The organism is Stenotrophomonas sp. STEN021 (assembly GCF_056760175.1).
Map to the genome: position 1 here is coordinate 1 of NZ_JBRREH010000069.1, position 26,900 is coordinate 26,900.

The following is a 26,900-nucleotide window of genomic DNA, read 5'->3' on the forward strand; positions in this document are numbered from 1 at the left end:
GTGCCCCGCATTGCGCGGCTGCGGGTTTCCCGGTCCCCCCCCAGCCGAGCATGGCTCGGCTCTACAGTAGGAATTCACCAGCCATCCCAAACTGCTGTTGTGGGAGCGGCGTAAGCCGCGAAGCTGGCAATGCTTGAAAGGCTCAAAAGCCAACCCCTCCCCAGCCCTCCCCTCCGCCTTCGGCGCAAGGGAGGGAGACAAGCGGCATCGCCAGCTGCGATCAACCCAACAGGGTTTCCAGCACCGCCATGCGCACGGCAACGCCGTTGGCGACCTGACGCAGCACCCACGACTGCGGGCCATCGGCCACTTCGTCGGTGACTTCCACGCCGCGGTTGATCGGGCCCGGGTGCAGTACCGCTGCGTCCTTGGCGGCGCGCTTCAGGCGCTCGCTGTTGAGGCCGTACTGCGCGTGGTACTGCTCCAGCGACGGCACCAGGCCTTCTTCCATGCGCTCGCGCTGCAGGCGCAGCATCATCAGCGCATCCACGCCTTCCAGCATTGCGTCGAAATCATGGCCGACCACGCAGCCATCAAGGATTCCATCCTCCGGCAGCAGCGATTGCGGACCGCAGACGCGGATCTCGCCCACGCCCAGGGTGCGCATCGCCTGCAGATCGGTACGCGCAACGCGTGAATGCTTCACGTCGCCGACGATCACCACTTTCAGCTTGGAGAAATCGCTGCCCTTGGCCTGGCGCAGGGTCAGCATGTCGAGCAGGCCCTGGGTCGGGTGCGCGCTGCGGCCATCGCCGGCATTGATCAGCGCGGTACCTTCGCCAGCCACGCCGGCCAGTTCGGCCACCGCACCATCATCCGGGTGGCGCACGATGAAACCACGCACGCCCATCGCCTCCAGATTCTTCAGCGTGTCGCAGGCGGTCTCGCCCTTGCGCGCGGATGACGTGGACGCATCGAAATTCAATACATCGGCACCCAGCCGCTGCGCCGCCAGCTGGAAGGAGCTGCGCGTGCGGGTGGAGGGCTCGAAGAACAGGGTGCAGACGCCGGTACCGGCCAGCACCGCGCGCTTGTTGTTGATCCGGCCAACCGCGGCATCGCGGATCTGGCCAGCACGGTCGAGCAGCTGCAGCAGGGTTTCCCGCGGCAACCCATCCAGGGTCAGCAGGTGGCGCAGGCGTCCTTGGGCATCAAGTTGCGAAGCGGTCATGGCAGGGTCTTCGACAGTCAGGAAATAGGGGTGGCTTCGTGCGGCGCCGACAACCAGCGCTCGATGATGACGGCGGCGGCAACGGCGTCGAGGTTGGCGGCATCGCGGCGGCGCTTGCGGCCCTCGGCGCGCTCCACGGCGAAGCGTTGCGCGGCCTCGACCGAGCTGGAACGCTCATCCACCAGCAATACCGGCACCTTGTAGCGCTGCTGCAGCTGCCGGGCAAAGGCATGCGCGCGCTTGCGGTTGGGCTGGTCTTCGCCTTCCAGGGTGAGCGGATCGCCGACGATCATGCCTTGCGGCCGCCATTCCTTGTGCAGCTTGTCCAGCGCGTTCCAGTCCGGGCCATTGCCATGCACATCGACGACCGCGATCGCACGCGCGCCGACGCCCAGCGAGCTGCCAATGGCAACGCCAATGCGGCGCGAGCCAACATCGAAGCCCAGTACCGTGCTGCTGGTTGAAAGTGTGTTGGACTCAAGCACGACCGCTGTATCCGGTGACCAGGAACAGATCAACGCCGATGCGCGCGCCGGCCAACTGCCAGCGCTCGTCCAGAGGCGTTTCGAACAGCACGGCAGCGTCGGCGGGCACGGTCAGCCAGCTGTTCTCCGCCAGTTCCTGCTCCAGCTGACCTTCACTCCAGCCGGCACAGCCGAGCGTGACCAGCACATTGCGCGGACCTTCGCCACGGGCCATGGCTTCGAGGATATCGCGGGACGTGGTCAGATAGAGGCCATCGCCCACCTTCAGGCTGGAATCCCATTCGCGGGCGTCGTCATGGATCACGAAACCGCGCTCAGTGTGTACCGGCCCGCCATTGAGCACCGGCACGGCGCGCAGGTCGCCATCGTCGGTATCGATGGCCATCTGCGCGAACACATCGCCCAGCGTGAAATCGGAGAGCTGGTTGACCACGACGCCCATGGCGCCGTTTTCGTCGTGCTGGCAGATCAGGGCCACGCTACGCGCAAACTGGGGGTCGACCAGCGATGGCAAAGCCACCAGCAGGTGATTGGAAAGAGGCGGTGACAGCGCAGACATGTCCGCATTCTACCGGCTGCGGCTGCCTGACGCTTTGCAGGGGCGATAATCGGCACTTCCTTAACGCGGAGACGCCCATGACCTACTACTGTGATTTCGCCCCGGGCCACCCTGTGCACGGGCCGTACCACGCGAACGAGTATGGCTTTCCGCAGCGGGATGAACGCGAGCTCTTCGAGCGCCTGCTGCTGGAGATCAACCAGGCCGGTTTGAGCTGGGAAACCATCCTGCGCAAGCGCGAAGGTTTCCGCAGCGCCTACAGCGGCTTCGACGTGGACGCAGTGGCGGCTTATGGCGAGGCGGATATCGCCCGCCTGCTGGCTGACGCCGGCATCATCCGCAACCGACTCAAGGTGGCAGCGGCGATCCACAACGCGCAGGTGATCCAGGGACTGCGCGCGTCGCATGGCGGCTTTGCCGAATGGCTGGATGCACACCACCCGCTGCCCAAGGCGGACTGGGTGAAGCTGTTCAAGAAGACCTTCCGGTTTACCGGCGGCGAGATCACCGGGGAATTTTTGATGAGCCTGGGCTATCTGCCCGGGGCGCACCGGGAGGATTGCCCGGTGATGGTGAAGATTGCGGCAACTGGGCCAGCTTGGATGGGGCGACAGGGCTGAGATTTGGGATTGCGGATTGCGGATTCGCGAGAGCTTGAGGCATAGGCAAAGAGCAGAAGCCCCCCTCCCCAGCCCTCCCCTTCGCTACGCGAAAGGGAGGGGGAAGAGCGGCTTCCCGCTTTGGCCTTGCCCCGCTCTTGCTCGGCTTTGGCCCCTCCCTTTCGCGTAGCGAAGGGGAGGGTTCGGGAGGGGTGCTCTTGATCTTGCCCCCCAACAAAAAACCGCCCCAAAAGGAGCGGCTTTTCAAACAACCAAACCCGCCAGACTCAGCGAACCTCGGCAATCTCCACGCCATCCAGACCCTGCGACAAGGTCTTGGCGTCGCCGCCCTGCGACAGCTTGATGCGCAGGCGCACTTCGTTCTGCGAGTCGGCATAACGCAAGGCGTCGTCGTAGCTGATCTCGCCGGCCTGGTACAGCTCGAACAGGCTCTGGTCGAAAGTCTTCATGCCCAACTGCACGGAGTCGCGCATCACTTCCTTGAGCTTGTGCACTTCACCATCGCGGATGTAGTCCTGCACCAGCGGCGTGCCCAGCAGGATTTCCATCGCCACGCGGCGGCTCTTGCCGTCCGGGGTCGGCACCAGCTGCTGTGCAACCACGCCCTTGAGGTTCAGCGACAGATCCATCAACAGCTGATTGCGACGGTCTTCCGGGAAGAAGTTGATGATGCGGTCCATCGCCTGGTTGGCGTTGTTGGCATGCAACGTGGCCAGCACCAGGTGGCCGGTTTCTGCAAATGCCACCGCGTGATCCATGCCCTCGCGGGTACGGATTTCGCCGATCATGATCACGTCCGGTGCCTGTCGCAGGGTGTTCTTCAGCGCCGCCTCCCAGCTGTCGGTATCAATGCCGACTTCGCGTTGGGTCACGATGCAGCCTTCGTGCTTGTGCACGAATTCGATCGGATCTTCGATGGTGATGATGTGGCCGGTCGAGTTCTGGTTGCGGTAACCGATCATCGCCGCCAGCGAGGTCGATTTGCCGGTACCGGTAGCGCCGACAAACAGGATGATGCCGCGCTTGGTCATCGCCAGCGTCTTGATCACCGGCGGCAGGTTCAGTTCTTCCACGGTGGGAATGCGCGTCTCGATGCGACGCAGCACCATGCCTACCTGGTTGCGCTGGTAGAAGCAGCTCACACGGAAGCGGCCCACGCCGGATACACCGATGGCGAAGTTGCATTCGTGGGTTTTCTCAAATTCCTCGCGCTGCGCCGGCGTCATCACGTTGAGCACCATGTCGCGGCTTTGCTGCGCCGTCAGTGGTGTCTGGGTGATCGGCGACAGCTTGCCGTTGACCTTCATCGACGGCGGCATGCCAGCGGTGATGAACAGATCAGACGCCTTCTGGTGCGCCATCAGCTTGAGGAACGAGGTGAAATCAATAGTGCTCATGTCTGGCTCCTGATGGAGAGCCGGGACAGGGCGTGGGATGACCCCATTGCGCCCCGTCGATTCCGGCTTTTGCGAATCCCGAATTCCGAATCTTCAATCCCGAAACCTGGAATTACTCGAACAGACGCTTGTCCTTGGCGTATTCCTTGGCCTGGTTGCGCGTGATCAAGCTGCGCTTGACCAGGTCCTGCAGGTTCTGATCCAGCGTCTGCATGCCCACCTGCTGGCCGGTCTGGATGGACGAGTACATCTGCGCCACCTTGTCCTCGCGGATCAGGTTACGGATTGCCGGGGTTGCCACCATGATCTCGTGCGAGGCAATACGGCCACCGCCCACGCGCTTGAGCAGCGCCTGCGAAATCACCGCACGCAGCGACTCGGACAACATCGAGCGCACCATCGGCTTTTCGCCGGCCGGGAACACGTCGATGATACGGTCGATGGTCTTGGCCGCCGAGCTGGTATGCAGGGTGCCGAACACCAGGTGACCGGTTTCTGCCGCGGTCAATGCCAGACGAATGGTTTCCAGGTCACGCAATTCGCCGACCAGGATGATGTCCGGGTCTTCACGCAGTGCAGAACGCAGGGCTTCGTTGAAGCCATGCGTATCACGGTGCACTTCGCGTTGGTTGATCAGGCACTTCTGCGAGGTGTGCACGAATTCGATCGGGTCCTCGACGGTGAGGATGTGACCGTACTCGTTCTTGTTGATGTGATCGATCATCGCCGCCAGCGTGGTCGACTTGCCCGAACCGGTCGGGCCGGTGACCAGGATCAGGCCCTGCGGCTGCTCGATCAGCTCACGGAAGATCGGCGGGCAGGCCAGGTCTTCCAGCGTCAGCACTTCCGAGGGAATGGTACGGAACACCGCACCAGCACCACGGTTCTGATTGAACGCGTTGACACGGAAGCGCGCCAGCGAGGGAATCTCGAACGAGAAATCGACCTCGAGGAATTCTTCGTAATCACGCCGCTGCTTGTCCGACATGATGTCGTACACCAGCGCGTGCACTTGTTTGTGGTCCAGGGCCGGGATGTTGATGCGACGGACGTCACCGTCCACGCGGATCATCGGCGGCAGGCCCGCGGAAAGATGCAAGTCCGAGGCCTTGTTCTTGACCGAGAACGCCAAAAGTTCAGCGATATCCATACGCGCTCTGTCCCCTGCGTTGCGAGTATATGTAAGGTGTTTCCCCTGGCAGGCAGTATAAGCCTTCCCACGCAAGAGGTAGATGCTTTGCAAACCGTGTCTTTGGCCACCCTCCGGCAGCAGATCGACGCTGCTTCCAGCCCTTCCCGGCCAGTCCGTCTATTGGCCGTTTCCAAGCTGCAGCCGGCTGCGGCGGTGGCCGGTCTGGCTGCCCAAGGACAGCGCGCGTTCGGTGAAAACTATGTGCAGGAGGCTGCCGCGAAGATCGGCGAGCTGGGCGAACTGGGCCTGGAGTGGCATCTGATCGGCCACCTGCAGTCCAACAAGGCCGAGCTGGCCGCACAGGTCTTCGACTGGGTGCAGACGGTGGACCGGGCCAAGCTGGTCGGCGCCCTGGCCAAGTACCGCCCGGCCGCTTTGCCCCCCCTCAATGTGCTGATCCAGGTCAACATCGACGATGAGGACAGCAAACATGGCTGCGCCCCGGAGCAGGTAGCGGCGCTGGCCGAGGCCATCGCCAGCGAACCCCGGCTCTGCCTGCGCGGCCTGATGGCAATCCCCGCGCCGTTCCCGGAAGTGGCCAGACGCCAGGCCGCGTTCGCACGGATGCAGGCCTTGTTTACCAGCCTGGCCGCGCAGTACCCGCAGGTCGATACACTTTCGATGGGCATGAGCAGTGACTTTGCCGAAGCCATCGCCGCCGGCTCGAGCATGGTCCGGGTCGGCACCGCCTTGTTCGGCCAACGCCCTTCCCCTTGATCGCAGCGAGATTGGATTGATGAGCAGCAACCCGCACGCAGACCTTCCCGACACCGATGTCGCTTTCATCGGCGGCGGCAACATGGCACGCAGCCTGATCGCCGGCTTGCTGCGGCGCGGCATGGCCGCCAGCCGCATCCACGTGGCCGAGCCGGTCGCCACCCTGCGTGAGGCGCTGGCGCAGGACTTCGGCGTGCATACCTACAACGCCGCCGAAGCCGCCGCCGCTCATGCCGGTCTATGGCTGATGGCGGTCAAGCCGCAGGTGATGCGCACTGTCTGCGAAGCGCTGAGCCCGATTGCCGCCAGCCAGCAACCGGTAGTCACCTCGATCGCCGCCGGCATCACCGCCGCGCAGCTCGAACGCTGGCTGGGTGGTGATCAGGCCATCGTCCGCGCCATGCCCAACACCCCTGCCCTGTTGGGTGCCGGCGTCACCGGCCTGTTCGCCAACCCGCGCGTCTCCGCCGCCCAGCGCGCGCAGACCGAGCAGGTACTGGCCAGCGCCGGCCGCACCGTCTGGATCAACGACGAAGCACGGATGGACGCGGTGACCGCGGTCTCCGGCAGCGGCCCGGCCTATGTCTTCCTGCTGGCCGAGGCGATGGAAGCCGCGGCCCTCGAACAAGGCCTGCCCGCCGATGCGGCGCGCACGCTGGTGCTGGATACCATCCTCGGCGCTGCACGCATGCTCACCGAAGCCGGCGAAGCCCCAGCCGAACTGCGCCGCCGCGTCACCTCGCCGGGCGGCACAACCCAGGCTGCCATCGAAACCTTCCAGGCCGGCGGCTTTGAAGCGCTGACCGCGAAGGCCATTGATGCGGCAGCCAAGCGAGGCAAAGAGCTGTCTGCAGCGAACGATTGATCTGCGCTTGTTTCGCGCGTGCCTGCTCGATCACTCGTAGATATCTGTTTCTATTAGCCCCTCTCCCCTAGCGGGAGAGGGGTTGGGGAGAGGGGGCAAGGCGAAGCCTTGCAGCTCTTAAGCACTTAGAACGCAGCCTCAACAACAAACACCACAGCACAAGGACACCAACACCATGCCCCGGTTCGCCCTAACGCTGTCCTCCACCCTGCTACTGGCCCTCGCCGCCTGCTCCGCGCAACAAGCCCCGCAGGCAGCCGTCATCCAGCAATCGCAACCCAGCCACGCCGACCTCGGCAAGCTGCGCGTGCACTACAACCTGCTGCCGACGCTGGCCATGAACGACGCCGTCGCCCGCAGCTACCAGGTGCAGCGCGAAGCCGACCGCGCCCTGCTTGTCGTCGCCTTGCGACAGCTGGAACAGGGCGAAGAGCTTCCGGCCAACGGCAAGGTACAAGCCATCGCCACCGATCTCTCCGGCAAGCGCCAACAGATTGACTTGCGTGCAGTGCGTACCGGTTCCTATACCGACCTGATCGGCGTACTCGACGCGCATCCACGCGACCAACTGCGCGTGGACCTGCAGATAAGCGCTGACGCAGGTGCGGGAAACGTTCGCTTCGAGCGAAATTTCTGAATCCCGCTGAAACAAAAAGCACCGTCTTGCGTGGTGTTTCAGCGCTGTATTCCGCTTTGAAACGAGCGCGGCAAAAGCGCGCATTTCCTTTCCCAATCAACTCGATATGGCAACGCTGCTGGCATCACCTTGCTGCCACCAGTGTTGCCGTGCCTTGCCCGCGCAGGTCGCAAAGTCAAATTGACATGTAAGTGATGCAAACGATACTGACCGCCTTTCCAATTCCGCGCACGCTGCAGAAATGCCGCCAGCGTCGGACAAAGTGATGTCCCTTGCCAGCTGACAACTCCCCTTCATCGTTGCTGCAGCTGCAAGGCTGGGGCATGCGCCGTGGCCAACGCACCGTGTTGGCGTCCATTGATCTGAGCATCAGCGGCACCGGCATCGTGGTGCTGATGGGCCCGGGCGGCACCGGCAAGTCTTCACTGCTGCAGGCGCTGTCTGGCCGGGCCAACGCACACGGCGAGCGCTGGGGCACCCTGCTGTTCCAGGACGCGCCGCTGCAAGCTGCAACGCAGCCACCTGTACTGGTGCAACAGCATGCGCGCGAACTTGGCTTCAGCGTACTGGAGAACCTGAGCGCCGCGCTGCGCCCGCAAGCCGGCAACAAGCCACAGGCATTGCGCGAACAGATCGACACGCGCCTGCAAACCCTGGGCGCTACCGATGTGGCCGCACATCTGCAGCAGCGGGTAATCGATCTTCCGCGGGGACTGGCCCGACAAGTCGCCATCCTGCGGGCGGCCTTCAGCGGCAGCCCGCTGCTGCTGATCGATGAACCCACCAGCGAGCTGGAACCGGCAGAGGCCGAAGCCGTGCTCACGCTGATAGAACGCTTGGCGATGGATCACTGCTGTCTGGTCAGCCTCCACCATCAAGGCCAGGCCCGGCGTATTGCTTCGCGGGTAATCCTTCTGGCTGGCGGCAAGGTGCAGGTTGATGCACCGGTAGATGCGTTCTTTGCCAACAGCGGGCAACACCCGGTGCTGGCGCAGTTCCTGCGCACCGGCAGCTGCCATGTACCGGCGCCGGATGCGCGCGCTGAGGAACTGGCCGATGGTGTCGTTGCACCTGCACCGATTGCCATCCTTGAAACGATATCAAGCCAGCCTGCTACGCCTGTAGTCGAAGCCTCCATTCGCCGCCCCGCAGCGATGCCGACACCCGCACCGGTCCGCCTGTCCGCCACGCCATCCCGGCGCGGCCCCAACGGCTTCCATTGGCTGGTGCCGGGCAAGCTCGCCGGCTGCCCCATGCCCGGCGTGGTATTCGCCATTGATCACGATCTGGCGTTGCTGCGCGGCATGGGCGTGACCGTGCTGGTCAACCTCACCGAACGCGAGATGCCCGCCGAGCGGCTGGCACCCTACGGCCTGCGCAGCTACCACCTGGGCATCGCTGACCGCGGCGCGCCGCCGCTGTTGTGGGCCAAGCTGCTGCTGGCCAAGATCGAAGTGATGTTGCGCGAAGGCGAAGTCGTCGCCGTGCACTGCCTGGCTGGCCTCGGCCGCACCGGCCTGGTGCTGGCCGGCTGGTTGATCCGCGAAGGGCTCACTGCCGATGAAGCACTGCGCCGCCTGCGCACCTTGGACCCGGGTTTCGTGCAGTCGCAGGAGCAGGAAGACCTGCTGCATGCGCTGGAAGAAAACCTGCTGATCCGCGCCTGCGATTGATCAAATCTTGAGTGATGCCGGGCCGCACTGCGGCCTGCGGGCATCGCTTTTCCTCTTTTCCCCCTTCCGCAAGGATTCCCCCATGTCACTGGACACCACCCTGCAGCAATCCGTTGCCTCCATCCCCGAATGCGTGGCCGCCGGCTACGTCGATATCAGCTCCGGCATGTTGCTGTCGGTACGCACCGTGGATTCGCACCCGCGCGAAGTGCTGGACCTGGTCGCTGCCGCCACCGCCGATCTGTACCAGGGCCCGAACATCCGCAGCATCGAGCAGATGTTCCGCCGCGCACGTGGCCTGGAAGACCAGGAAGGTGCGCACTACTTCCAGGAAATCATCGTCAACAGCGAAAACCTGATCCACGTCTTCATGCGCGGCAAGCGCTACCCGGATTACGTGATGGTGTTCGTCTGCCGCCGCACCGCCAACCTCGGCATGGTGCTGACCCGCTCGCGTCTGGCGATGCCATCGATCGAAGCGGAAATCTGATCCATCCGGGCCACGCACTGTGACCCTGACTGCAACGCGCTGCCGGGTATCCAGTAGATACCCGGCAGCTTGCTGGCCCAATCGTATAAACCTAGCCGACCCGTTGCGGACCCTCACCGCGCTGCCCCAGCACATCCTGCGGATTCAGCAGGCCGCAGCGCTTGAGCGACAGACAGCCGCAACCGATGCAATCGCTGAGCTGGTCACGCATGAACTGCAGCGTGGCGATACGCTCATCCAGTTCCTTGCGCCAACGCGCTGACATCTTCGCCCAATCGGCCTTGCTCGGCGCGCGCCCTTCCGGCAATTCCGCCAGACGCTCGGCCACCACCTGCAGCGGCATGCCCACCCGCTGTGCAGCCTGGATCAGCGCCAGCCGTCGCAGCACATCACTCTGAAAGCGCCGTTGGTTGCCGGCGGTGCGCTGGCTGTGGATCAGCCCCTTGCGCTCATAGAAGTGCAAGGCCGACACCGCAACACCGCTGCGCCGGGCCACTTCCCCTACACTCAGTTCCCGCGTGGACATCACTTGACCTCAACCATGGTTGAGGTGTGATGCTGCACGCCCCCCAGCCGCAACTCAAGCAGCGTCGCATCATGAGTTCCCCAAGCATCGCCTCAGCCCCGCCGGCTGGCACCTCCATCCTCGCCCCTCAATACCGTGCCACCACCTTCGGCATGGTCGCGCTGATCTCGCTGATCGCCTTCGAGGCGCTGGCCGTAGCGGCCGCCATGCCCAGCGTGGCTGAAGCATTGGATGGTTTGCGCCTGTACGCGCTGGCCTTCGGCGGCGCACTGGCCACCAGCGTGATCGGCATGACCCTGGCCGGCCGCATGTGCGACCAGCAGGGCCCGGCGCGACCATTGTGGCTGGGCCTGGGCAGCTTCCTGGTTGGTCTGCTACTGGCCGGTCTGGCGCCGCGCATGGATGTATTGATCATCGGCCGCCTGCTGCAGGGCGTCGGCATCGGCGCGATTTCGGTATCGCTGTATGTGCTGGTGGCGCGCACCTATCCGGAAGCGCTGCGCCCCAAGGTGTTCGCAGCTTTCTCCGCTGGCTGGGTGGTGCCCTCGCTGATCGGCCCTGGCTTGAGCGGACTGATCGTGCAGCACCTGAGCTGGCGTTGGGTCTTCCTCATCGTGCCGGTGCTGGCCTTGCCGGCGGCATGGCTGCTGCTGCCGGCCTTGCGCAGCACCCACACCAGCATCCGCCGTGATGTCGAGCAGCGGCCGGTGGTGCGCTGGGCGATAGGCACGGCGCTGGCCGCGCTGTTGCTGTATGTCGGCGGACAGCTACAAGGCATGCAGGTATTGGCGGTGATGATGGTTGCAGTGATCGCGTTGATCTTCTGCGCGCGTCACCTGCTGCCACGCGGCAGCCTGCTGCTGCGCCGCGGCCTGCCCAGCGTGATTGCCTTGCGCGGCATCGCTGCCTCGGCCTTCTTTGGCGCTGAAGCCTTCCTGCCACTGCTGCTGCAGCGCGAACGCGACCTGTCGCCGCTGTGGGCGGGCGCAGCGCTCAGCCTGGGCGCGCTGGGCTGGTTCTCCGGCTCGTGGATGCAAGGCCACCAGCACTTCGGTTGGCGCCGCACACACATGCTGCAGGCCGGCACCTGGCTGATGCTGGCCGGCCTGCTGATCACCGTGCTCACGCTGTATCCGGGCGTGCCCTTGATGCTGGCGCTTGCCGGCTGGGCGCTTACCGGCCTGGGCATGGGCCTGATCTACCCCAGCTTGTCGGTGCTGACCTTGTCGCTGTCGGCGCCGCACGAGCAAGGTGCCAACAGCTCGGCCCTGCAGCTGAGCGAAGGCATCGCCGTCGCCTCGACGCTGGCGATCTCCGGCTCGCTGTTCGCTGCAACCGTTGGCGGCAATGAAACCAGTGGTTATCTGCTGTGCTTCGCGGTGACACTGCTGTTGGCGGCGTTGGCGACGGTGGTCGGGCGCCGGATAGGTTGAACTGCGTCAGCCGAGCAACGCCGATCAACCAGCATTCAACAATCTGATCCGGCGGAACAACGCGGGCTGCATATCGCAGCCCGGCACAGGCTCAGTGCGCGGCATCCACACCTTCCACTTCAAGCAGGTCCTTGCGCAGGATGCGGCGCACTTCCAGCACCGCTTCCGGCGTTTCCTGCACGCTGTGGCCAGACACGATCACCTTTTCCGACAGCGCGCCATCCAGATGCGCGCTCCAGTACGGCACCAGCCCATCGTCGGACTGCGCAGTCGGCACCTCGGCTTTGCGTTTGGCGATGATGGAGTGGTACTTCAGGCCCGGCTGGATCGGCAGCGCCGAGGACGCCTCGATGAAGGGATCGCTGGCCTTCAGGTTCTCGATGCTGTTGGTGATCACCGGTTCCTTGGGCTTCTTGCCATCGGTTTCGCCCGGGTCCTGCAAGGCCATGAAGGCGTCACCGAAGGCACCAAGAATCGTCAGCGGCAAGCGCACCAGCCTGCCGATCAAACGGCCTAGCCGATTGCCGGCGGCATCCGTGCCCTTGTGCGGTGAAGCCAGGAAGATCGCCCGCTCCACGTTCGGCTGCGGAGTGAAATGCAGCACCGGCCCGAGCTTGGCTTCCACCCGCGCCAAACGCTCGCCTTGCAGGTTGTAGCGCTGGCGGGTGTTGTCCCATAGCACCTCGCCGGAGTCACTCAGCATCAAGCGTGCGATAACGCCGCCCATGCTGTGGCCGATGAACACCATGTCGTGCGATGCCGGTGCGGTGCCCTTGGGGTCGAAGTGATGCAGCGTGCTGTTGAAGGCCTTGCTGATGGTGTAGCGGTTCAAGGCGATCGGCGCATTGGTCGGGTAATACACCGACCATACCTGGTAATGCTCACGCATCTCCTCGTCGCCCATGATCTCGTTGGCCAGGTTCACCCAGGCCTCCGGGCTGCTGGCCAGGCCGTGCAGCATGAAGATGATGCGCTTGTTTGGATCGTAGGGCTGCATCAGGTAGATATGCGGCTCGCGGATGCCGACGCCACGGCCAAACAAGGTGCGCAGCGATTCGGTGGCGAACCCGGACTGGGCAAGCCACAGGCCATACGCGGCGGTGAAATTGGCTGCCAATGGCACTTCCTGGCCATGCATCTGGATGCTGGTGAGGTCGGGCGAATAGGCCTGCAGCTGCACATGGCGGGTAGCCAGTACCTCTTCCAAGGAGTTGCCGCTGAAGTTCAGCACAGCGGTGGCATTGATCGCCGGCATCTCGCTGTAGACCGGCAGCTGCTGGTTGCGCTCCTCCACTTCCAGCGCCTGCGCCAGCGTTGGTGCTTCCATCATCGCCACCAGCTCGGCACCAAAGCCATCGCGGCGATACGAGCTGCGCAGGCCGGCAAAGCTCACCGACGACGCCGCTACCAGTTGCTTGGGCACACCTTGCAGCTTGAGCCCGTCGAACTGCGAACTGATGGTCCAGTCATCCACCTGCACCGGCAGGTTGATGTCCTCGCCTTCCAAGGCCCGCGCGCGGGTACGCTGGAACACCACCGAGGCGGCCTGCTCATTGGCGTAGTTGTAGTAATCCCGCACCTGGGTCAGCCGGTCTTCCAAGGCGCGCTGCGCCGGGCTGCGACCGCTGAAGAACAGGTACAGATAGGAATAGCGCGCGGTTTCCAGCCAGGCATTCAAGGCCGCCGCCGGCAACTCGATGGGCTCATTGCCCTTGGCCTTGGGGGTGAGCGCCAAGGCCTCCTGCATCCACAGCTCAGCCAGCGTGGACAGGCGCTGCTCGGACTGCAGGCCGTCATTGGTGGTGACCGTCTGCCGGCAAGCGGGCAGGTCCTTGCTGCAATCACTGTCAGTCAAGCCAATCACCGACAGCGACTCCTGCGACAAGGCACTGAGCTTGCCGGTGCTGAGGATGTCGCCACGTTTCTGCATTACGTAGTCGGTATTGCTCACCGACTTCATCTTCACCATCGCGCAACCGCTGGACAGCAGCAGCGCCATTACCGCGACTACCGGCAACAACCGGCGTATCCATGTCTGCGGGGGTTGGGTCATGGGTTGGTTCCTGGTGCGGGAATGCCGGGTACACCTGCGCGTATCCGGGAAGAGAAATCAGCCACATCGCCCGCTTCGCGCGCCCGCAGCGTTATACGCCCCGATTGTTGCAGAGTCGCCAGCGGCACGCCCGGGGTCAGCCCACCGACGTCGGCGGCGTACTCGGCCAGGTAACCGGAGGCCAGCAGGCGGTAGTCCAGCGGCAGCTTGGGCTGGATGCGGCGCATCAGCTCGAACACCACCGTGGTGCAGTTGCTGGTCAGCGTGTTGTAGAAGCGCGGCGCCTGTTCCAGCTGCTGCGCACGGTCCACGTACAAACGCAGCAGCTCGCGCATCTTGTCCGGGCTCAGCCCATGCAGGCGGTACAGATAGACATCCTCGCCGCGCACGTTGCTGCGCGTCAGCACGATGTCGCGCTCATCCGAGGCCACCAGCACCGCCTCGAACTTGCGGAAGAACCCGCCCAGCGCCGAGAACGACTCGCCCTGCTCCTTGCGGATCTCCAGCGAGAACACCAGTTGGCGACCATCGGCGAACCCAAACGACACCAGCGTATGAGCAATCGCCGGGCCCATCCAATAGGACAGGATCATGTCCACCGACTGCACCTGCGACAGATCGTACTCGCGCGCTTCCCAACGCACGTCGTAGTCGGTCTCGGTGCGCCAATGGAAGTTGCGCACGTTGTCGATCAGCAGGCGGTCGCCTTCTATACGCGCATGCAGCGGCTGCGCCACGTCATCGGCCCAGGCCCGGTCCTGCTGCGGGTCGATCGTCGCCCACCAGATCAGCATCACCGCGAACAAGGCACCGAACACCGCCAGCGAATGCCAACGCCGCAGCGGCCCAAAGCCCGCCCGGATCGCCCAGATGCTGGGCACACACCACACCAGGACCGCCACGACCTTGGCCACCACATTGCCGGGGAACTGGTACCACAGCGCGAACCCGCCCCAGATACCGATGCACAGACACAGCAACGCCAACAGCACCCGACCGACGCCACGCACAACACTGCCCAGACGCCGCTTCCCAACATTTGCCACTTCACTCTCCTGAAAGACCCAACAGCCCCGGAAGCGCACCGCGCCAGGCCGGAACCACCACGAAATGAATGGGTCGCCAGCGACCCGCGGCAAAGATAGCCTGCCGGGCGCGGAAAGCGGAGTGAAACGGTTAAAAAGCCGGTTGAAGCGCAAAGCCGTTCATTTATACGGGCCGGCCAAAGGAACAGTCGGATAGCCACAGTAGCCCGGCATTTAGGTAACCCGGGTAAGCACCGCGCACCCGGGGCCGTCCGCAAGCAACCTTAAACACCCAAAGACCCCAACCTCCCGGGTGCGCGGTGCTTACCCGGGCTACACAACGGCCTGAAGCAGCCAATAGACTTCAAGCAGTAAAGCCTGCCAATAGAACCGGCAGGTGCGACCGGATCTCAGTGAATATTCGGCCCTTCAATCCCGCTCTCCAGCCAAGCCTCAACCTGCGGCAACAACGCCACAACCGAAGCCGCCAACTGGTCGTACTGGCTTTGCTCGCTGCCGAAGCCCTTGAACGAAAATCCACGGAAGTCCTTGTGCTGTTCCGTATCAATCAAGCGCTTTCTAAGCAGTGGATCCGTCTCGAACACCCTCTTCGGCACTTCTCCCGAATCAGGGTCAACCCGAGTCTCCGGAACGCGGCTGAACTCCAGGATGAAGCTGCCGCCATACATCCAGTATTGAATCGACAGGAAGTCGCGGTGAACTTCATTGGCGCGAACGAAGTTGGCTACACCGCTACCACCGAACCCAAGCCGGCGGATCTCTGGCAGCAGGATCTTCTTGATTGAGATGGCCATCATTTGGCCGGGAGTGTTCACAAATGCGCATGCCCAAATAAAACAAGGCGCCATCAAACCTCAATACAGGAGCCTCCGCTAGCAAAAAACTGACTCTGACCCCTGTTTCCCAGTTTTCACCTCTGCCCCCTGTTTTCATCACGTTCTGGCGAGGTCTGGCCCTGCGATGACGCGCATTCGCGCGGTCATTTCGAATGCACAAAATGGCACATCCGGCGCTCTAGAACAGAAATCGTTTCAGCGCGCTCTAGGGCTGGAGGGTTTCGGTCGAACTTATTCTTGTGGCGCATGTAGGCTCGAGAGTAGAAGTTCCGCACGATGAAATTGACAAATGCGGAAGGCCCTAATGGCCCGGCCACCGGAATTCGGCACCCTTCATATTGCCCAAGCGTTAGGTGTGAAGAAGGATGAAGTCCTTCAACGTGGTCCGCCGGGGCGTAGTCGAATCGAATCGGAAAACGAACGAGCCGACGCGCAATGATATCTCCGTATAGCTCATCCTCTTCATACAAAGCAGGGGCCTCATCAATAGTCGGCAGGATCGGACTGGGAAAGTAAGCAAGCCTGTGGCGCATCAGGATAGAGGCACCGTCAAATCGGTACTGGAAGATGAGAAGCCCCCCATCAACCATTTTTACGTCATACGCCTCGTTAGAAAGCAGATCCTGATAAACATCGTCGTAACTAACGTCCCTCAAAGCCAAAGCGCTGCTCTGCGGTCGGCTAATCTGCGTCGCGCCGCCCCGGTCCGTTCTAACCGACGGAGGGAACTGCTTGACCGCCAGGCTTGCCAAAATAAGCCTGCTCAGGGAATCTTCGATCTGGGCTCGCACAGAGCCCGGAGTCATTGACGCTTACCCGTGGCTTTCAGTGCTTCCAACTCAATGATCAGTTGGTCAGGATCAATCTCTCCTCGCTGGACCGCCTGCAAAAGCTGCTCTCGTTGCTGCTTGAGGCCTCGCCTCCGGAGCTTGCCTCTTCCTTCAGCAACCTTGTGGATAATTCTCAACTGCTGTTTATCTTCCTCAGTGGGATAAAGGAAGTTCAGCTTGTACTCGTTTCTTTGAAGCTCGTTCCACTCTTCAATCAGCGCATCCATGTTCGGGCCGAGTCCGAGCACGCGTACCCACGCCTTGGAACGTGTGATAGCCGTAAAAAGGCGGTTGCGACCGAGAGCGGTTGCAGTTTGATCCCATCCCGAGGCACAGTCTTGTGCATTGATGATGTAAACCATTCCGGCTTCGTTCCCCTTCGCTCGAAACACGCCTGTGAATGTCACAGCACCTGTGCGACTAAAAACGTCGGCTGCGGTACTTACGCCCGCTAGCTCACTATTAATGCCACTGGAGAACAGAAGATTCCTGGAGGCGGCCACCTCCCGCTTCGTCGTGAGGGGATTCGGATTGATCACAACCACGTCTTCTGGACGCAGTTCCTGCTCGACAATGTCATTCTTGATGGCATCGACCAACCACGCAGTTTGATCCGCTGAGCTATCAAACTTGTGGAACTGGATCAGATCATCAATCGGAGAGTGGTTTTCCAGAAATTCCGGCGAAGTCGCCGCGGTACGAGCGAGCGTTACCCATTGCCCGGGCTCAAGCGCACCATCCTCGACCACGTACCCAACATCAGTCCAAAGGCTATCTTCGTCGAAGATTTGAACAAGTCCCTTTTTCCGATAAACCCCAAAGCCCAAGGCATGGGCGGTGGCAAGCAATGGCCGTGAGTTGCGATAGCACTTTTCAAGGATGATGTCCTGTCTGGGACCACCCTCTTCAACATTCAGTCGAACGAGTGGCCGTCCGTCAGCCCCGAGCCCGAAAAGCTCTTCAGCGGGAGGTACTGCTGAACCCGTCAGCGATTGCAACTCATCGTACGCATATACAAGCCGGTGTGGAGGCGGAAGGGAAACGAAGCAAAGCCGCAAGAACTCCACGGGAAGATCCTGTGCCTCGTCGATCAATACCATGTCGAACAACGCCACAGGATCTTTCACCGTAGCGAGCGCCTCGGCACAGACGCCCGAGAACTCCTTCTGCTCACCGAACTTCGATTTCGCCAACCCAAAATCGTAGTACGGAACTCCGTTCGCGCGGCAGAACTTGTGATACACGCCGTCACGTTCTTTGTCGCCAGGACCGCCCCAAGCATTGATGATTTCGATGCAATCCCAGTCGGGCTCTGCACCCGTCTGTTCAATTGTGAAACTATTAATCAGCCTTTTGAACTGCTCTTTCAGCGACCTGGTGTTAAACGTCACACCGATTCGCCAGGTCGGATTTTGTGCATGCAAGTACGCAACCTTCAGCGCCAAGACGATAGTCTTGCCGGAACCCGCCAAACCTCGAATGCGCTGAACACCTTCCACGGTCTCGATGACCGCCTGAGACTGATGCTGATCCAGGTTAGCAATTGAGTCTTCGACCCGCTTCAGCCTCGCGCCGCGAGAGTCCTGCTTTTTTGGATCTCTCTTCTGTTTTCCGGCTCGGATTGTGGTGACTACTTGGATCGCGCCTACGAGATTCTTGTAGACCTCAACCGTGTTGTTCCAATCAAAGGTGCACACTAGCTGCAGCAGGTTGTTCTGCGCCGCGACAAAATAAGGCGGTTCTGAATCCGGTACGTTTTGCTTGGCAGGACAGTAGGTGACTACTTGGATATCAAATTTCAGCGACCGCCCCGTTTTGAGCCCCGGGTACGGTTTGAGCCGCACCTCCAGCATTGACGCGATCTCGTCTTGACGAGCCCTATAGTCCCCAATCTCCATTCCCTCGACCAAATCGAAGGCTATGAGTCCGAGTTGCGGCGAAACCAAGAGTCCATCCAATTTCAGCGGGCCGGTGGGCGTTCCAATCACCGGGTAGCCAAGATACAGATATCCATCAATTGCGGGATCGCGCGCGAGATCCTCGGCGAGTGATCGCGATGAAATCGGCTTTTCCTGCGACGTACCCCAGATGACTTCGATCACGCACCACCCCTTATTCTTTGAAGTAAGCGTAACGCAGGGGGCAACCAGAAGTCTTTGGCGAAACGAACCCTCTGACTGAGATCTTTACGCGCACGAACCGAGGAGACTTGGTGCATCGCGCTCGGGATTTACCCCCCCCGAAGTGGGAAGAATGCAGAGCCAGCTGTTACCCTGCAGTTACGAAAAAACCGGCTTTCGCCGGTTTTGTCTGCAACACTCAAAATTTTATGGTGGGCGGTACAGGGATCGAACCTGTGACCCTTGCCGTGTGAAGGCAATGCTCTACCGCTGAGCTAACCGCCCGTGTTGCGAGCCGCTCATTATAGGGGGCTGAGCGAGCACGTCAACATCTTTCTTCACACGATTTCACATCGTCTGCGTCGGCTTGTCCGAGCTGGAAGTGCCGGCCAGCAGGGTCTCGATCTTGTTGCGGATGGCCTCGCCGTCGACGCCATCGGCCAGCTGCACGCCGATGCCGGCCTGGCGGTTGCCCTGCGCGCCCAGCGGGGTGACCCAGACCACCTTGCCCGCTACCGGCAGGCGCTCGCTGGAGTCTGGCAGGGTCAGCAGCAGGAACACCTCGTCGCCGAGGAAGTAACGCTTGGGCGTGGGCACGAAGACGCCACCGTTCTTCACGAACGGCATGTAGGCGCCGTACAGCGCTGCCTTGTCCTTTACCGCCAGCGAAAGGATGCCCTGGCGGGCGTTCGTCGCACTCATCGAATAGTCCCCTTGGATTGCACTTGGTTGGCCGCGCCCCATGCCAGCAGCAGCTCCACCACGGCCAGGTCGGCGCGGATTGTGGTGCGCAGCAGGTCGCGGGTGCGATTGGCGGCATCAAACCAGGCGGCCAGCTTGTTCAATCGGGCCGGATCGGTCAAGCCGTCGGCCGCTTTCTTCAGTGCCAGGTCGGCGGCGTGGCGCAGGCGCAGGTCGGCGTTGTCGTCGCCGGTCCAACGCTGGGCCAGCTCGACGCTGCCCAGTTTGCCGGCCAGCAGCTGATCCAGCTCGCTGGCGACCTGCCGGCGCAGGGCCATGCCCTCGCCTTGCAGCCACTGGTCGGCCAATGCCGGGTGGCCGCGGGTGGCGTCCAGCGCTTCACGCGCCACGCCTTCGGTATAGCCGCGCGACTGCAGCCAGGCCATAGCTTCCTCACGCGGCGGCATGCGGAACTCCAGGCGCTGGCAGCGGCTGCGGATGGTCTGCGGCAGGCGCGCCGGGTCAGCGCTGAGCAGCCAAAGGTAGCGGCCCGGCGACGGCTCTTCCAGCGTCTTCAGCAAGGCATTGCAGGCAGCGCGGTTGATGGCGTCAGCCGGATCGACGATGACCACCTGGGCCACACCGTAATGCGGGGTCAGTGCCAGCTTCTGCGAGATCTCGCGCACCTGCTCGATGACGATCTCGGTGCGCAGCTTGTCGCCGGTCTTGTTGGGGATGAAGCTGGTGAACTGCAAGTCCGGGTGGGTGCCGGCGGCGATCAACTGGGCGTTGCGCTGGCGTGCCGCAGCGTCCTCACCGTGGTTGAGCACATGCGCAGCCAGCCGCATCGCCACCGCGCGCTTGCCCATGCCGGCCGGGCCGCACAGCAACAGGCCGTGGCCGAGCCGGCCCACGTCCAGCGCAGCCACGGTCTGGTCATAGACGCGCTGCTGCCAAGGGGCCAGTGCTTCGCTCATCGGGACATCCTGTACATCATTCGGGTCATGCCGTTCATTGCGCTGCGGCCTCGCTGCGCTTGGCGCGTAGCCGCTTCAAGTACTCGGCCACGGCGCTGTTGTGATCGGTATAGGACGCGGAGAACACATGCGCGCCACTGCCATCGCCGACCGCGACGAAGTACAGCGCATCGCCCGGCGCCGGTTTGGCGGCGGCATGCAGTGCGTCGCGGCCAGGCATGGCGATCGGCGTCGGCGTGAGGCCGGCGCGGGTATAGGTGTTGTACGGCGTGTCGGTGGTCAGGTGCACCTTGCGGATATTGCCGTCGTAGGCGCTGCCGATGCCGTAGATCACGGTCGGGTCGGTTTGCAGGCGCATGCCCATCTTCAGGCGGCGCGCGAACACACCGGCAATCTGCGGGCGCTCGCTGGCCAGGCCGGTTTCCTTCTCGATGATGGAGGCCAGGATCAGCAGTTCGTAAGGCGACTTCAGCGGCAGGTCGTCGCTGCGCTCGGCCCAGGCGGCGGCCAGTTCTTTCTCCATCGCCGCGTGGGCGCGCTTGAGCACGTCCACGTCGCTGTCGCCGCGCTGGTAGATATAGGTTTCCGGCAGGAAGCGGCCTTCCGGGTGCTGGTCGGCAAAGCCGAGCTTGGCCATCAGCTCGGTGTCGGACAGGTCGGTGGTTTCGTGCTGCAGCGGCTGTGCGCGCGCCAGGGCCGCACGCAGCTGGCGGATGTTCCAGCCTTCGACGATGGTGACGCGGTATTGCAGCACCTTGCCCTGGCGCATGTTCAACAGCAGCTGGCGCGGTGTGAGTGTCGGGTCGAGGGCGTATTCGCCGATCTTCAGCTTGCCGGCGGCGTCGAGCTGGCGGGCCAGCAGCTGCCATTGCAGGTCGTCGCCTTCATCGACGCCGGCCGCGCGCAGCTTGCGCAGCACGCTGTTGAGCGAATCACCGGAGGCGATGCTGACGCTCTGCTCGGACGGGGTCAGCTGCGCATCGGCAAAGCTGCCCTGCCGCTGCCACAACCAGGCCGCACCTGCGCCTGCCAAGGCGACCAGCAGCAACAACACCGCCAGCACCAACAGACATCCGCGCTTGGCACCCGCCATGGTCACCCCGTCTTCAAATAGTGGATGCGCAGGATACCGCGCTGGCGGCAACGCCAGCCAAAACGGCGTTCATCATTGTGGATCGAGCGCACGCAACAGCCCGCGCGCCTTGGCCCGAGTTTCGTCCAGTTCCTTGTCGGCCACCGAATCCACCACGATGCCGGCGCCGGTGCGGAAGCTGGCAGTGCTGCCCTGCACTTCCGCGGTGCGGATCAGGATGTTCAGGTCCATGTCGCCATCGCGGTTCAGCCAGCCGAAGGCGCCGGTATAGGCACCGCGAGCGGTCTGTTCCAGCTCGGCGATGATCTCCATGCAGCGCACCTTGGGGCAGCCAGTGATGGTGCCGCCAGGGAACGTGGCTGCGATCACTTCACCCGGGGTGACTTCCGGGCGCAGGCGCGCGCGCACGTTGCTGACGATGTGGTGCACGTGGGCGTAGCTCTCCACGATCATCAGTTCATCGACCTCGACGCTGCCGGGTGCGGCGATGCGGCCCAGGTCATTGCGCTCCAGGTCGATCAGCATCACGTGCTCGGCGCGTTCCTTGGGATGGCCGACCAGTTCCTGGATGCGGGCGGCATCGTCGTCGCCCGCGAAGCGCGGGCGGGTGCCGGCGATAGGACGGGTCTGCACCACATCGCCACTGACCGAGACCAGCCGCTCCGGCGAGGAACTGACCACGGCGCGGCCAGCGGCCGTGAACAGGCCAGCGAAGGGTGCGGGGTTGGCGGTGCGCAGGCGCGCGTACAGCGCTTCGGGTGCGAGTAGCGCGTCGAACTGGGCCTGCCAGCGGCGCGACAGGTTTACCTGAAAGACGTCGCCGGCATGCAGGTAGTCGATGACCTTGTGTACGCCATCGGTGAAGCGTTCGCCGGCGTCTTCGTTGATGGCGCTGGGGCCGTTCCACTGCGGCAAGGGCGATAGCTGTGCGACCTCGGTTTGATCGTGCTGGAGCTGGCCGAGCAGATCTGCGGCGTCGTCTTCGGCGATGGCGATGCAGCGGCCGCTGTCGCGCTCGCGCAGTACTGCTGCCGGGCAACGCAATGCCAATGCGGTTGGCAGACCGTCACTGCGCTGTGGCAGCTGCAGGATGGGTTCGATCTGTTGCGCGAGTTCGTAATCGAGCAGCAATGCCCAGCCACCGCGGAACGGGATGTCCGCTTCCATTGGATTGCGGGCTTGGCGCAGGGCCTGCCAGTCGCGGTCGAGTGCGGAGAGGAAATCGCCTTCGACTGCGCTGCCGTCTTCCCGTTGCAGGCTGCCGTCGGGCTTGAGCAGGAGTTGGCTGCCGTTGGCGATCAGCAGCATGTCCCACTGGCCGAGCTTGCCGGCGGCGGTGGATTCAAGCAGAACCGGATAGCGATGCGGTGCGAGCCGATGCAGCGCCAGCAGGTCGGTGTCGGCGTGCAGGGGAAGGATGTGCATCGTGGGCCCGGAATGTCAGGGGGAGCAAACCCTTCTCCCGCCGGGAGAAGGTGCCCCGAAGGGGCGGATGAGGGTGCGGGTGGCTGACAGTAGTTGGCTGCCAAGAGCTGGAGACCAGCTGGCCGTTCACCATTGCTGCTTCGGCCTTACCCTCACCCCAACCCCTCTCCCGGGGGGAGAGGGGCTTGAAGCGGTTAAATCCGCTTGAACACCAGCGTGCCGTTGGTGCCGCCGAAGCCGAAGCCGTTCGACATCACCACGTCCACGTCGGCCTTGCGGGCCACGTTCGGTACGTAGTCCAGGTCGCAGCCTTCGCTCGGGTTTTCCAGGTTGATCGTCGGCGGGATGATGCCGGTGTTCAACGCCATCACCGAGAAGATCGCTTCCACGCCGCCCGCTGCACCCAACAGGTGGCCGGTCATCGACTTGGTCGAGCTGACCAGCATCTTGTAGGCGTGCTCGCCGAAGGCGGTCTTCATCGCCATGGTCTCGCCCAGGTCACCCAGCGGCGTGGAGGTGCCGTGTGCGTTGAGGTAGCCCACCTGCTCCGGAGTCACGCCTGCGTCCTTCATCGCCGCAACCATGCAGCGGGCGGCGCCTTCGCCGTTCTCGCTCGGTGCGGTCATGTGGTACGCGTCGGAGCTTGCGCCGAAGCCGGCCAGCTCGCAGTAGATCTTTGCGCCGCGTGCCTTGGCGTGCTCGTATTCTTCCAGGATCAGGATGCCGGCACCGTCGCCCAGCACGAAGCCGTCACGGCCCTGGTCCCACGGACGCGAGGCCTTGGTCGGGTCGTCGTTGCGGGTGGACATGGCCTTCATCGCGCAGAAGCCGCCCAATGCGGTCGGCGAGGAGCCACGCTCGGCGCCACCGGCAACCATCACGTCGGCGTCGCCGTACTGGATCATGCGCATCGCCGTACCGATGGAATGGTTGGACGTGGCGCAGGCCGACACTGCCGAGAACGACGGGCCCTTCAGCCCGGCAATGATGCTCAGCTGGCCCGGCAACATATTGATGATGGTCTTGGGCACGTAGAACGGCGAGATCTTCTTGCCTTCGTGGAACTCGATGGTCTGCTCTTCGATGCCGAGCAGGCCGCCGATGCCGGCACCGACGATGGCGCCAATGCGCTCAGCGTTGGCGTCGGTGATTTCCAGGCCGGAGTCGTGCAGCGCCATGAAGGCGGCACCCAGGCCGTAATGGATGAACGGGTCCATCTTCTTGGCATCCTTGCCACTGACCCGATACTTGCCGAACAGGGGGTTGTCGGCGGTGATGTCGAAATCCTTGACCTCACCTGCAATCTTGGTGGTGAAACGTTCCAGATAGTTATCTGCAACATTCGTCAGCGGGCCGATGCCCGAACGGCCGTTGATGATGCCTTCCCAGCTGCTGGCCAGATCATTGCCCAGCGGCGACACCATGCCCATGCCGGTAACAACTACGCGACGACTCATTGCGGATTCTCCTGGCCCCGCACGCGGGGAGATTCAAGCTTAAAAGCACGGGGCCGCATCAGCGGCCCCATGGGTTTGCAACGCGGCAGACAGGCTTGCCGACCGCGCCTTGTCAGACCTGAATCAGGCCTTGACGTGTGCCTTGACGTAGTCGATGGCAGCCTGGACGGTGCCGATCTTCTCAGCTTCTTCGTCCGGGATTTCGCACTCGAACTCTTCTTCCAGCGCCATCACCAGCTCGACGGTGTCCAGCGAGTCTGCGCCCAGGTCATCGACGAACGATGCGCTGGTGGTGACTTCTTCTTCCTTGACGCCAAGCTGCTCAACAACAATCTTCTTGACGCGTTCTTCGATGGTGCTCATTAGGATATCGCTCCAGATGGAGTAGTGGTTCAAAAGACGCCAGCCCCCAGGGCTGGCCGTGGGATAGTGTAGTGGAAACCGTCGCGGCGGTGTTTCTGAACAAAAAAGCCGCGACAATCAACCACTTGGGTGCATTCCCTGCACGCCACGCTTACGGCATGTACAAACCGCCGTTCACGTGAAGGGTTTCGCCGGTGATGTAACTGGCCGACGGACCGGCCAGGAACGCCACCGCCTTGGCGATGTCTGCGGGCTCGCCGAGGCGGCCCAGCGCGACCTGGCCGAGCATCGCCGACTTGGCGTCCTCGGGCAGATCCTTGGTCATGTCCGTGTCGATGAAGCCCGGTGCGACCACGTTGACGGTCACGCCGCGGCTGCCGATTTCCTTGGCCAGCGACTTGGAGAACGCAATGATGCCAGCCTTGGCGGCGGCATAGTTGGCCTGGCCGGCATTGCCGGTGACGCCGATGACCGAAGCGATGTTGATGATGCGGCCCTTGCGCGCCTTCATCATGCCGCGCATCACCGCCTTGGAGGTGCGGTAAACGCTGGTCAGGTTGGTGTCGAGGATGGCCTGCCAGTCCTCGTCCTTCATGCGCATCAGCAGATTGTCGCGGGTGATGCCGGCGTTGTTGACCAAGATGGTGATGGCGCCGAATTCCTTGCTCACCGCGTCGATCAGCGCATCCACCGCGCCCGGCTCGGTCACGTTCAGTGCGCGGCCGTGGCCGCCGACCGCGGCCAGACGCGTACCGATGGCGGCGGCGCCGTTGTCGGTGGTGGCGGTGCCGATGACGGTCGCTCCCAGCGCGGCCAATTCGTCGGCAATGGCAGCACCGATACCGCGGCTTGCGCCGGTGACCAGCGCGATTTCACCCTGCAATGGCTTGCTCATATCTGTTCCTTGTATGCATGGCACCGCGCACGCGCAGCGCCCATCATGACCATGCGCAGACTACGCCCGCGCGACGATCGCTTGCTCAGTTGGCCCACTCTTCCAGCGCACCGGCAAAGTCTGCCGGGGTGGCGAGCGAACGCCCTTCGATGTTCTTGTCGATGCGCTTGACCAGACCGGTCAGCACCTTGCCCGGGCCGCATTCGGCGACGCGGCTGACACCACGTGCGGCCAGCGCCTGCACGCAACCGGTCCACTGCACCGGCTGGTACAGCTGCTGCACCAGTGCCTGACGGATGGCGTCCACGCCGTCATGCACCTGTGCGTCAACGTTCTGCACCACCGGCAAGGCCGGCTGCTGCCATGCCAGGCCATTCATCACGGCTTCCAGACGATTGGCGGCTTCGCGCATCAGCGGCGTGTGCGACGGCACGCTGACGGCCAGCTTCACCGCCTTGCGCACGCCCTTCTCGGCCAACAGCGCCAAGGCGCGGTCGACTGCGGCAGCGTCGCCGCCGATCACGATCTGGCCGGGCGAATTGAAATTGGCCGGCACCACCACCTGGCTGCCAGCAGCCTCGGCGCAGACGTCCAGCACCAGCGCATCTTCGGCGCCGAGTACGGCGGCCATCGCGCCAACACCGGTCGGGGCGGCGTCCTGCATCAACTGTCCGCGCAGACGCACCAAGTGTGCGCCGTCGTGCAGCGTAAGAGCACCAGCAGCGACCAGCGCGGTGTATTCGCCAAGGCTGTGACCAGCAAGAACCGCCGGCTGTGCGCCGCCCTGTGCATTCCACAGGCGCCATACCGCGATGCTGGCGGCCAGCAGCGCCGGCTGGGTGAATTCGGTGCGATTGAGCTGCTCTTCCGGGCCGCCCTGCGACAGCGCCCACAGATCGACGCCCGCGCCTTCGGAGGCCTCGGCAAAGGTGTCACGGATCTGCGGATGCAGTTCAGCCAGTTCGGCCAACATCCCAATGGATTGCGAGCCCTGGCCGGGGAATACGAAAGCGAGTCGGGAGTCTGTCACGCGGTCTTCTGCTGCTTCAATCGAAGGCCGGAATAATAAGCGCGAAAGCGCCCGCCCGTCTGTACTGGCGCGTATGCAGGCATTGTCTTGTAGGAGCGGCGTAAGCCGCGAAGCTGATGAATCAACAGCGCGAAGCACCCCTCCCCAACCCTCCCCTTGCCTGCGGCAAAGGGAGGGGGCGATGCACACTGCTCGCGCAGATGCAGGGATGCCTGTAGTGGGGGGGGGGGGGGGGGGGGGGGGGGGGGGGGGGGGGGCGGGCGGGGCGGCCCGGGGGGGGGGGCGCGGGGGCGGGGGAACGGGGACCAGCGGCCCGCGGGGGCAGGGGG

The 26,900-nt window shown here is 63.3% G+C and carries 26 protein-coding genes and 1 tRNA gene; 7 read left to right on the top strand and 20 right to left on the bottom strand.

Going from position 1 to position 26,900, the window contains the following annotated elements; translation table 11 throughout:
* Positions 1-220: 220 nt before the first annotated feature.
* The 3 genes from ACVOL0_RS14505 to ACVOL0_RS14515 are packed head-to-tail and all read right to left on the bottom strand — an operon-like array spanning position 221 to position 2,215.
* Positions 221-1,171: an aspartate carbamoyltransferase catalytic subunit gene (locus tag ACVOL0_RS14505; RefSeq protein WP_481546262.1), complete on the bottom strand. Its 951-nt coding sequence runs from the start codon at positions 1,169-1,171 to the stop codon at positions 221-223.
* 17 nt (positions 1,172-1,188) lie between these two features.
* Positions 1,189-1,656: a Holliday junction resolvase RuvX gene (gene ruvX, locus ACVOL0_RS14510; RefSeq protein ID WP_296251643.1), complete on the bottom strand. Its 468-nt coding sequence runs from the start codon at positions 1,654-1,656 to the stop codon at positions 1,189-1,191.
* Complete coding sequence (locus tag ACVOL0_RS14515; protein ID WP_481549710.1) at positions 1,649-2,215, bottom strand: YqgE/AlgH family protein; 567 nt, start codon at positions 2,213-2,215, stop codon at positions 1,649-1,651. The genes ruvX and ACVOL0_RS14515 overlap by 8 nt, the downstream gene beginning before the upstream one ends.
* A 77-nt stretch (positions 2,216-2,292) precedes the next feature.
* Between ACVOL0_RS14515 and ACVOL0_RS14520 the strand changes: the two genes are divergently transcribed.
* Complete coding sequence (locus ACVOL0_RS14520) at positions 2,293-2,835, top strand: DNA-3-methyladenine glycosylase I (RefSeq protein ID WP_481549711.1); 543 nt, start codon at positions 2,293-2,295, stop codon at positions 2,833-2,835.
* A gap of 266 nt (positions 2,836-3,101) precedes the next feature.
* On the opposite strand, the gene ACVOL0_RS14525 is transcribed toward ACVOL0_RS14520, so the two are convergent.
* Positions 3,102-4,232, bottom strand: coding sequence for a PilT/PilU family type 4a pilus ATPase (locus ACVOL0_RS14525; RefSeq protein ID WP_282268502.1), 1,131 nt, complete (start codon positions 4,230-4,232; stop codon positions 3,102-3,104).
* Positions 4,233-4,344: 112 nt separating this feature from the next.
* Positions 4,345-5,382 (bottom strand): type IV pilus twitching motility protein PilT, encoded by a 1,038-nt coding sequence (locus ACVOL0_RS14530; RefSeq protein WP_481549712.1) that lies wholly within the window; start codon positions 5,380-5,382, stop codon positions 4,345-4,347.
* Between the two features lie 96 nt (positions 5,383-5,478).
* On the opposite strand from ACVOL0_RS14530, the gene ACVOL0_RS14535 reads away from it, so the two are divergent.
* From ACVOL0_RS14535 to ACVOL0_RS14555, 5 genes are all read left to right on the top strand, one after another.
* A complete protein-coding gene (locus ACVOL0_RS14535; protein ID WP_481549728.1) occupies positions 5,479-6,141 on the top strand; it encodes a YggS family pyridoxal phosphate-dependent enzyme in 663 nt (220 codons plus the stop codon).
* Between the two features lie 19 nt (positions 6,142-6,160).
* Positions 6,161-7,006 (top strand): pyrroline-5-carboxylate reductase, encoded by an 846-nt coding sequence (gene proC / locus ACVOL0_RS14540; RefSeq protein WP_481549713.1) that lies wholly within the window; start codon positions 6,161-6,163, stop codon positions 7,004-7,006.
* Between the two features lie 175 nt (positions 7,007-7,181).
* On the top strand, positions 7,182-7,643 hold the full coding sequence (locus ACVOL0_RS14545) for a DUF4426 domain-containing protein (RefSeq protein WP_481549714.1): 462 nt from the start codon (positions 7,182-7,184) through the stop codon (positions 7,641-7,643).
* A gap of 272 nt (positions 7,644-7,915) precedes the next feature.
* Positions 7,916-9,316 (top strand): phosphatase domain-containing putative toxin, encoded by a 1,401-nt coding sequence (locus tag ACVOL0_RS14550; RefSeq protein ID WP_481549715.1) that lies wholly within the window; start codon positions 7,916-7,918, stop codon positions 9,314-9,316.
* 82 nt (positions 9,317-9,398) lie between these two features.
* Entirely contained in the window at positions 9,399-9,806 is a 408-nt protein-coding gene (locus ACVOL0_RS14555; protein ID WP_481549716.1) for a hypothetical protein, read from the top strand.
* Positions 9,807-9,897: 91 nt separating this feature from the next.
* Here ACVOL0_RS14555 and soxR read toward each other — a convergent pair whose 3' ends face one another.
* Positions 9,898-10,332 carry a redox-sensitive transcriptional activator SoxR gene (gene soxR / locus ACVOL0_RS14560; RefSeq protein ID WP_481549717.1) on the bottom strand — a complete coding sequence of 145 codons (435 nt, stop codon included), beginning with the start codon at positions 10,330-10,332 and terminating at the stop codon, positions 9,898-9,900.
* A gap of 71 nt (positions 10,333-10,403) precedes the next feature.
* Here soxR and ACVOL0_RS14565 point away from each other — a divergent pair, with 71 nt between their 5' ends.
* Entirely contained in the window at positions 10,404-11,765 is a 1,362-nt protein-coding gene (locus tag ACVOL0_RS14565) for an MFS transporter (RefSeq protein WP_481549718.1), read from the top strand.
* Between the two features lie 91 nt (positions 11,766-11,856).
* Here ACVOL0_RS14565 and ACVOL0_RS14570 read toward each other — a convergent pair whose 3' ends face one another.
* The 14 genes from ACVOL0_RS14570 to fabD all read right to left on the bottom strand — a co-directional run bounded on the left by ACVOL0_RS14570 (position 11,857) and on the right by fabD (position 26,571).
* On the bottom strand, positions 11,857-13,818 hold the full coding sequence (locus tag ACVOL0_RS14570; RefSeq protein WP_481549719.1) for an esterase/lipase family protein: 1,962 nt from the start codon (positions 13,816-13,818) through the stop codon (positions 11,857-11,859).
* Positions 13,815-14,804, bottom strand: coding sequence for an Lnb N-terminal periplasmic domain-containing protein (locus ACVOL0_RS14575; RefSeq protein ID WP_481549729.1), 990 nt, complete (start codon positions 14,802-14,804; stop codon positions 13,815-13,817). Before ACVOL0_RS14575 ends, ACVOL0_RS14570 begins: the two co-directional genes overlap by 4 nt.
* Before the next feature lie 449 nt (positions 14,805-15,253).
* Complete coding sequence (locus tag ACVOL0_RS14580) at positions 15,254-15,658, bottom strand: hypothetical protein (protein ID WP_481549720.1); 405 nt, start codon at positions 15,656-15,658, stop codon at positions 15,254-15,256.
* Between the two features lie 185 nt (positions 15,659-15,843).
* The gene (locus ACVOL0_RS14585) at positions 15,844-16,506 is read right to left on the bottom strand and encodes a DUF2290 domain-containing protein (protein ID WP_481549721.1); all 663 of its coding nucleotides are present in this window, start codon (positions 16,504-16,506) and stop codon (positions 15,844-15,846) included.
* Entirely contained in the window at positions 16,503-18,632 is a 2,130-nt protein-coding gene (locus ACVOL0_RS14590) for a DEAD/DEAH box helicase (protein WP_481549722.1), read from the bottom strand. Before ACVOL0_RS14590 ends, ACVOL0_RS14585 begins: the two co-directional genes overlap by 4 nt.
* A 228-nt stretch (positions 18,633-18,860) precedes the next feature.
* Positions 18,861-18,935 (bottom strand) — tRNA-Val (locus ACVOL0_RS14595).
* Between the two features lie 63 nt (positions 18,936-18,998).
* Positions 18,999-19,352 (bottom strand): PilZ domain-containing protein, encoded by a 354-nt coding sequence (locus ACVOL0_RS14600; protein ID WP_303749123.1) that lies wholly within the window; start codon positions 19,350-19,352, stop codon positions 18,999-19,001.
* Positions 19,349-20,308: a DNA polymerase III subunit delta' gene (locus tag ACVOL0_RS14605; protein ID WP_481549723.1), complete on the bottom strand. Its 960-nt coding sequence runs from the start codon at positions 20,306-20,308 to the stop codon at positions 19,349-19,351. Before ACVOL0_RS14605 ends, ACVOL0_RS14600 begins: the two co-directional genes overlap by 4 nt.
* A 34-nt stretch (positions 20,309-20,342) precedes the next feature.
* Entirely contained in the window at positions 20,343-21,401 is a 1,059-nt protein-coding gene (mltG, locus tag ACVOL0_RS14610; RefSeq protein ID WP_481549724.1) for an endolytic transglycosylase MltG, read from the bottom strand.
* 72 nt (positions 21,402-21,473) lie between these two features.
* Positions 21,474-22,826: an aminodeoxychorismate synthase component I gene (locus ACVOL0_RS14615; RefSeq protein ID WP_481549725.1), complete on the bottom strand. Its 1,353-nt coding sequence runs from the start codon at positions 22,824-22,826 to the stop codon at positions 21,474-21,476.
* 194 nt (positions 22,827-23,020) lie between these two features.
* A complete protein-coding gene (gene fabF / locus ACVOL0_RS14620) occupies positions 23,021-24,283 on the bottom strand; it encodes a beta-ketoacyl-ACP synthase II (protein WP_481549726.1) in 1,263 nt (420 codons plus the stop codon).
* Positions 24,284-24,406: 123 nt separating this feature from the next.
* Positions 24,407-24,646, bottom strand: coding sequence for an acyl carrier protein (gene acpP, locus ACVOL0_RS14625; protein WP_054659808.1), 240 nt, complete (start codon positions 24,644-24,646; stop codon positions 24,407-24,409).
* A 151-nt stretch (positions 24,647-24,797) separates the two neighbouring features.
* The gene (fabG, locus tag ACVOL0_RS14630) at positions 24,798-25,541 is read right to left on the bottom strand and encodes a 3-oxoacyl-ACP reductase FabG (RefSeq protein ID WP_296253912.1); all 744 of its coding nucleotides are present in this window, start codon (positions 25,539-25,541) and stop codon (positions 24,798-24,800) included.
* An 85-nt stretch (positions 25,542-25,626) separates the two neighbouring features.
* The gene (fabD, locus tag ACVOL0_RS14635; protein ID WP_481549727.1) at positions 25,627-26,571 is read right to left on the bottom strand and encodes an ACP S-malonyltransferase; all 945 of its coding nucleotides are present in this window, start codon (positions 26,569-26,571) and stop codon (positions 25,627-25,629) included.
* Between the last annotated feature and the right edge of the window lie 329 nt (positions 26,572-26,900).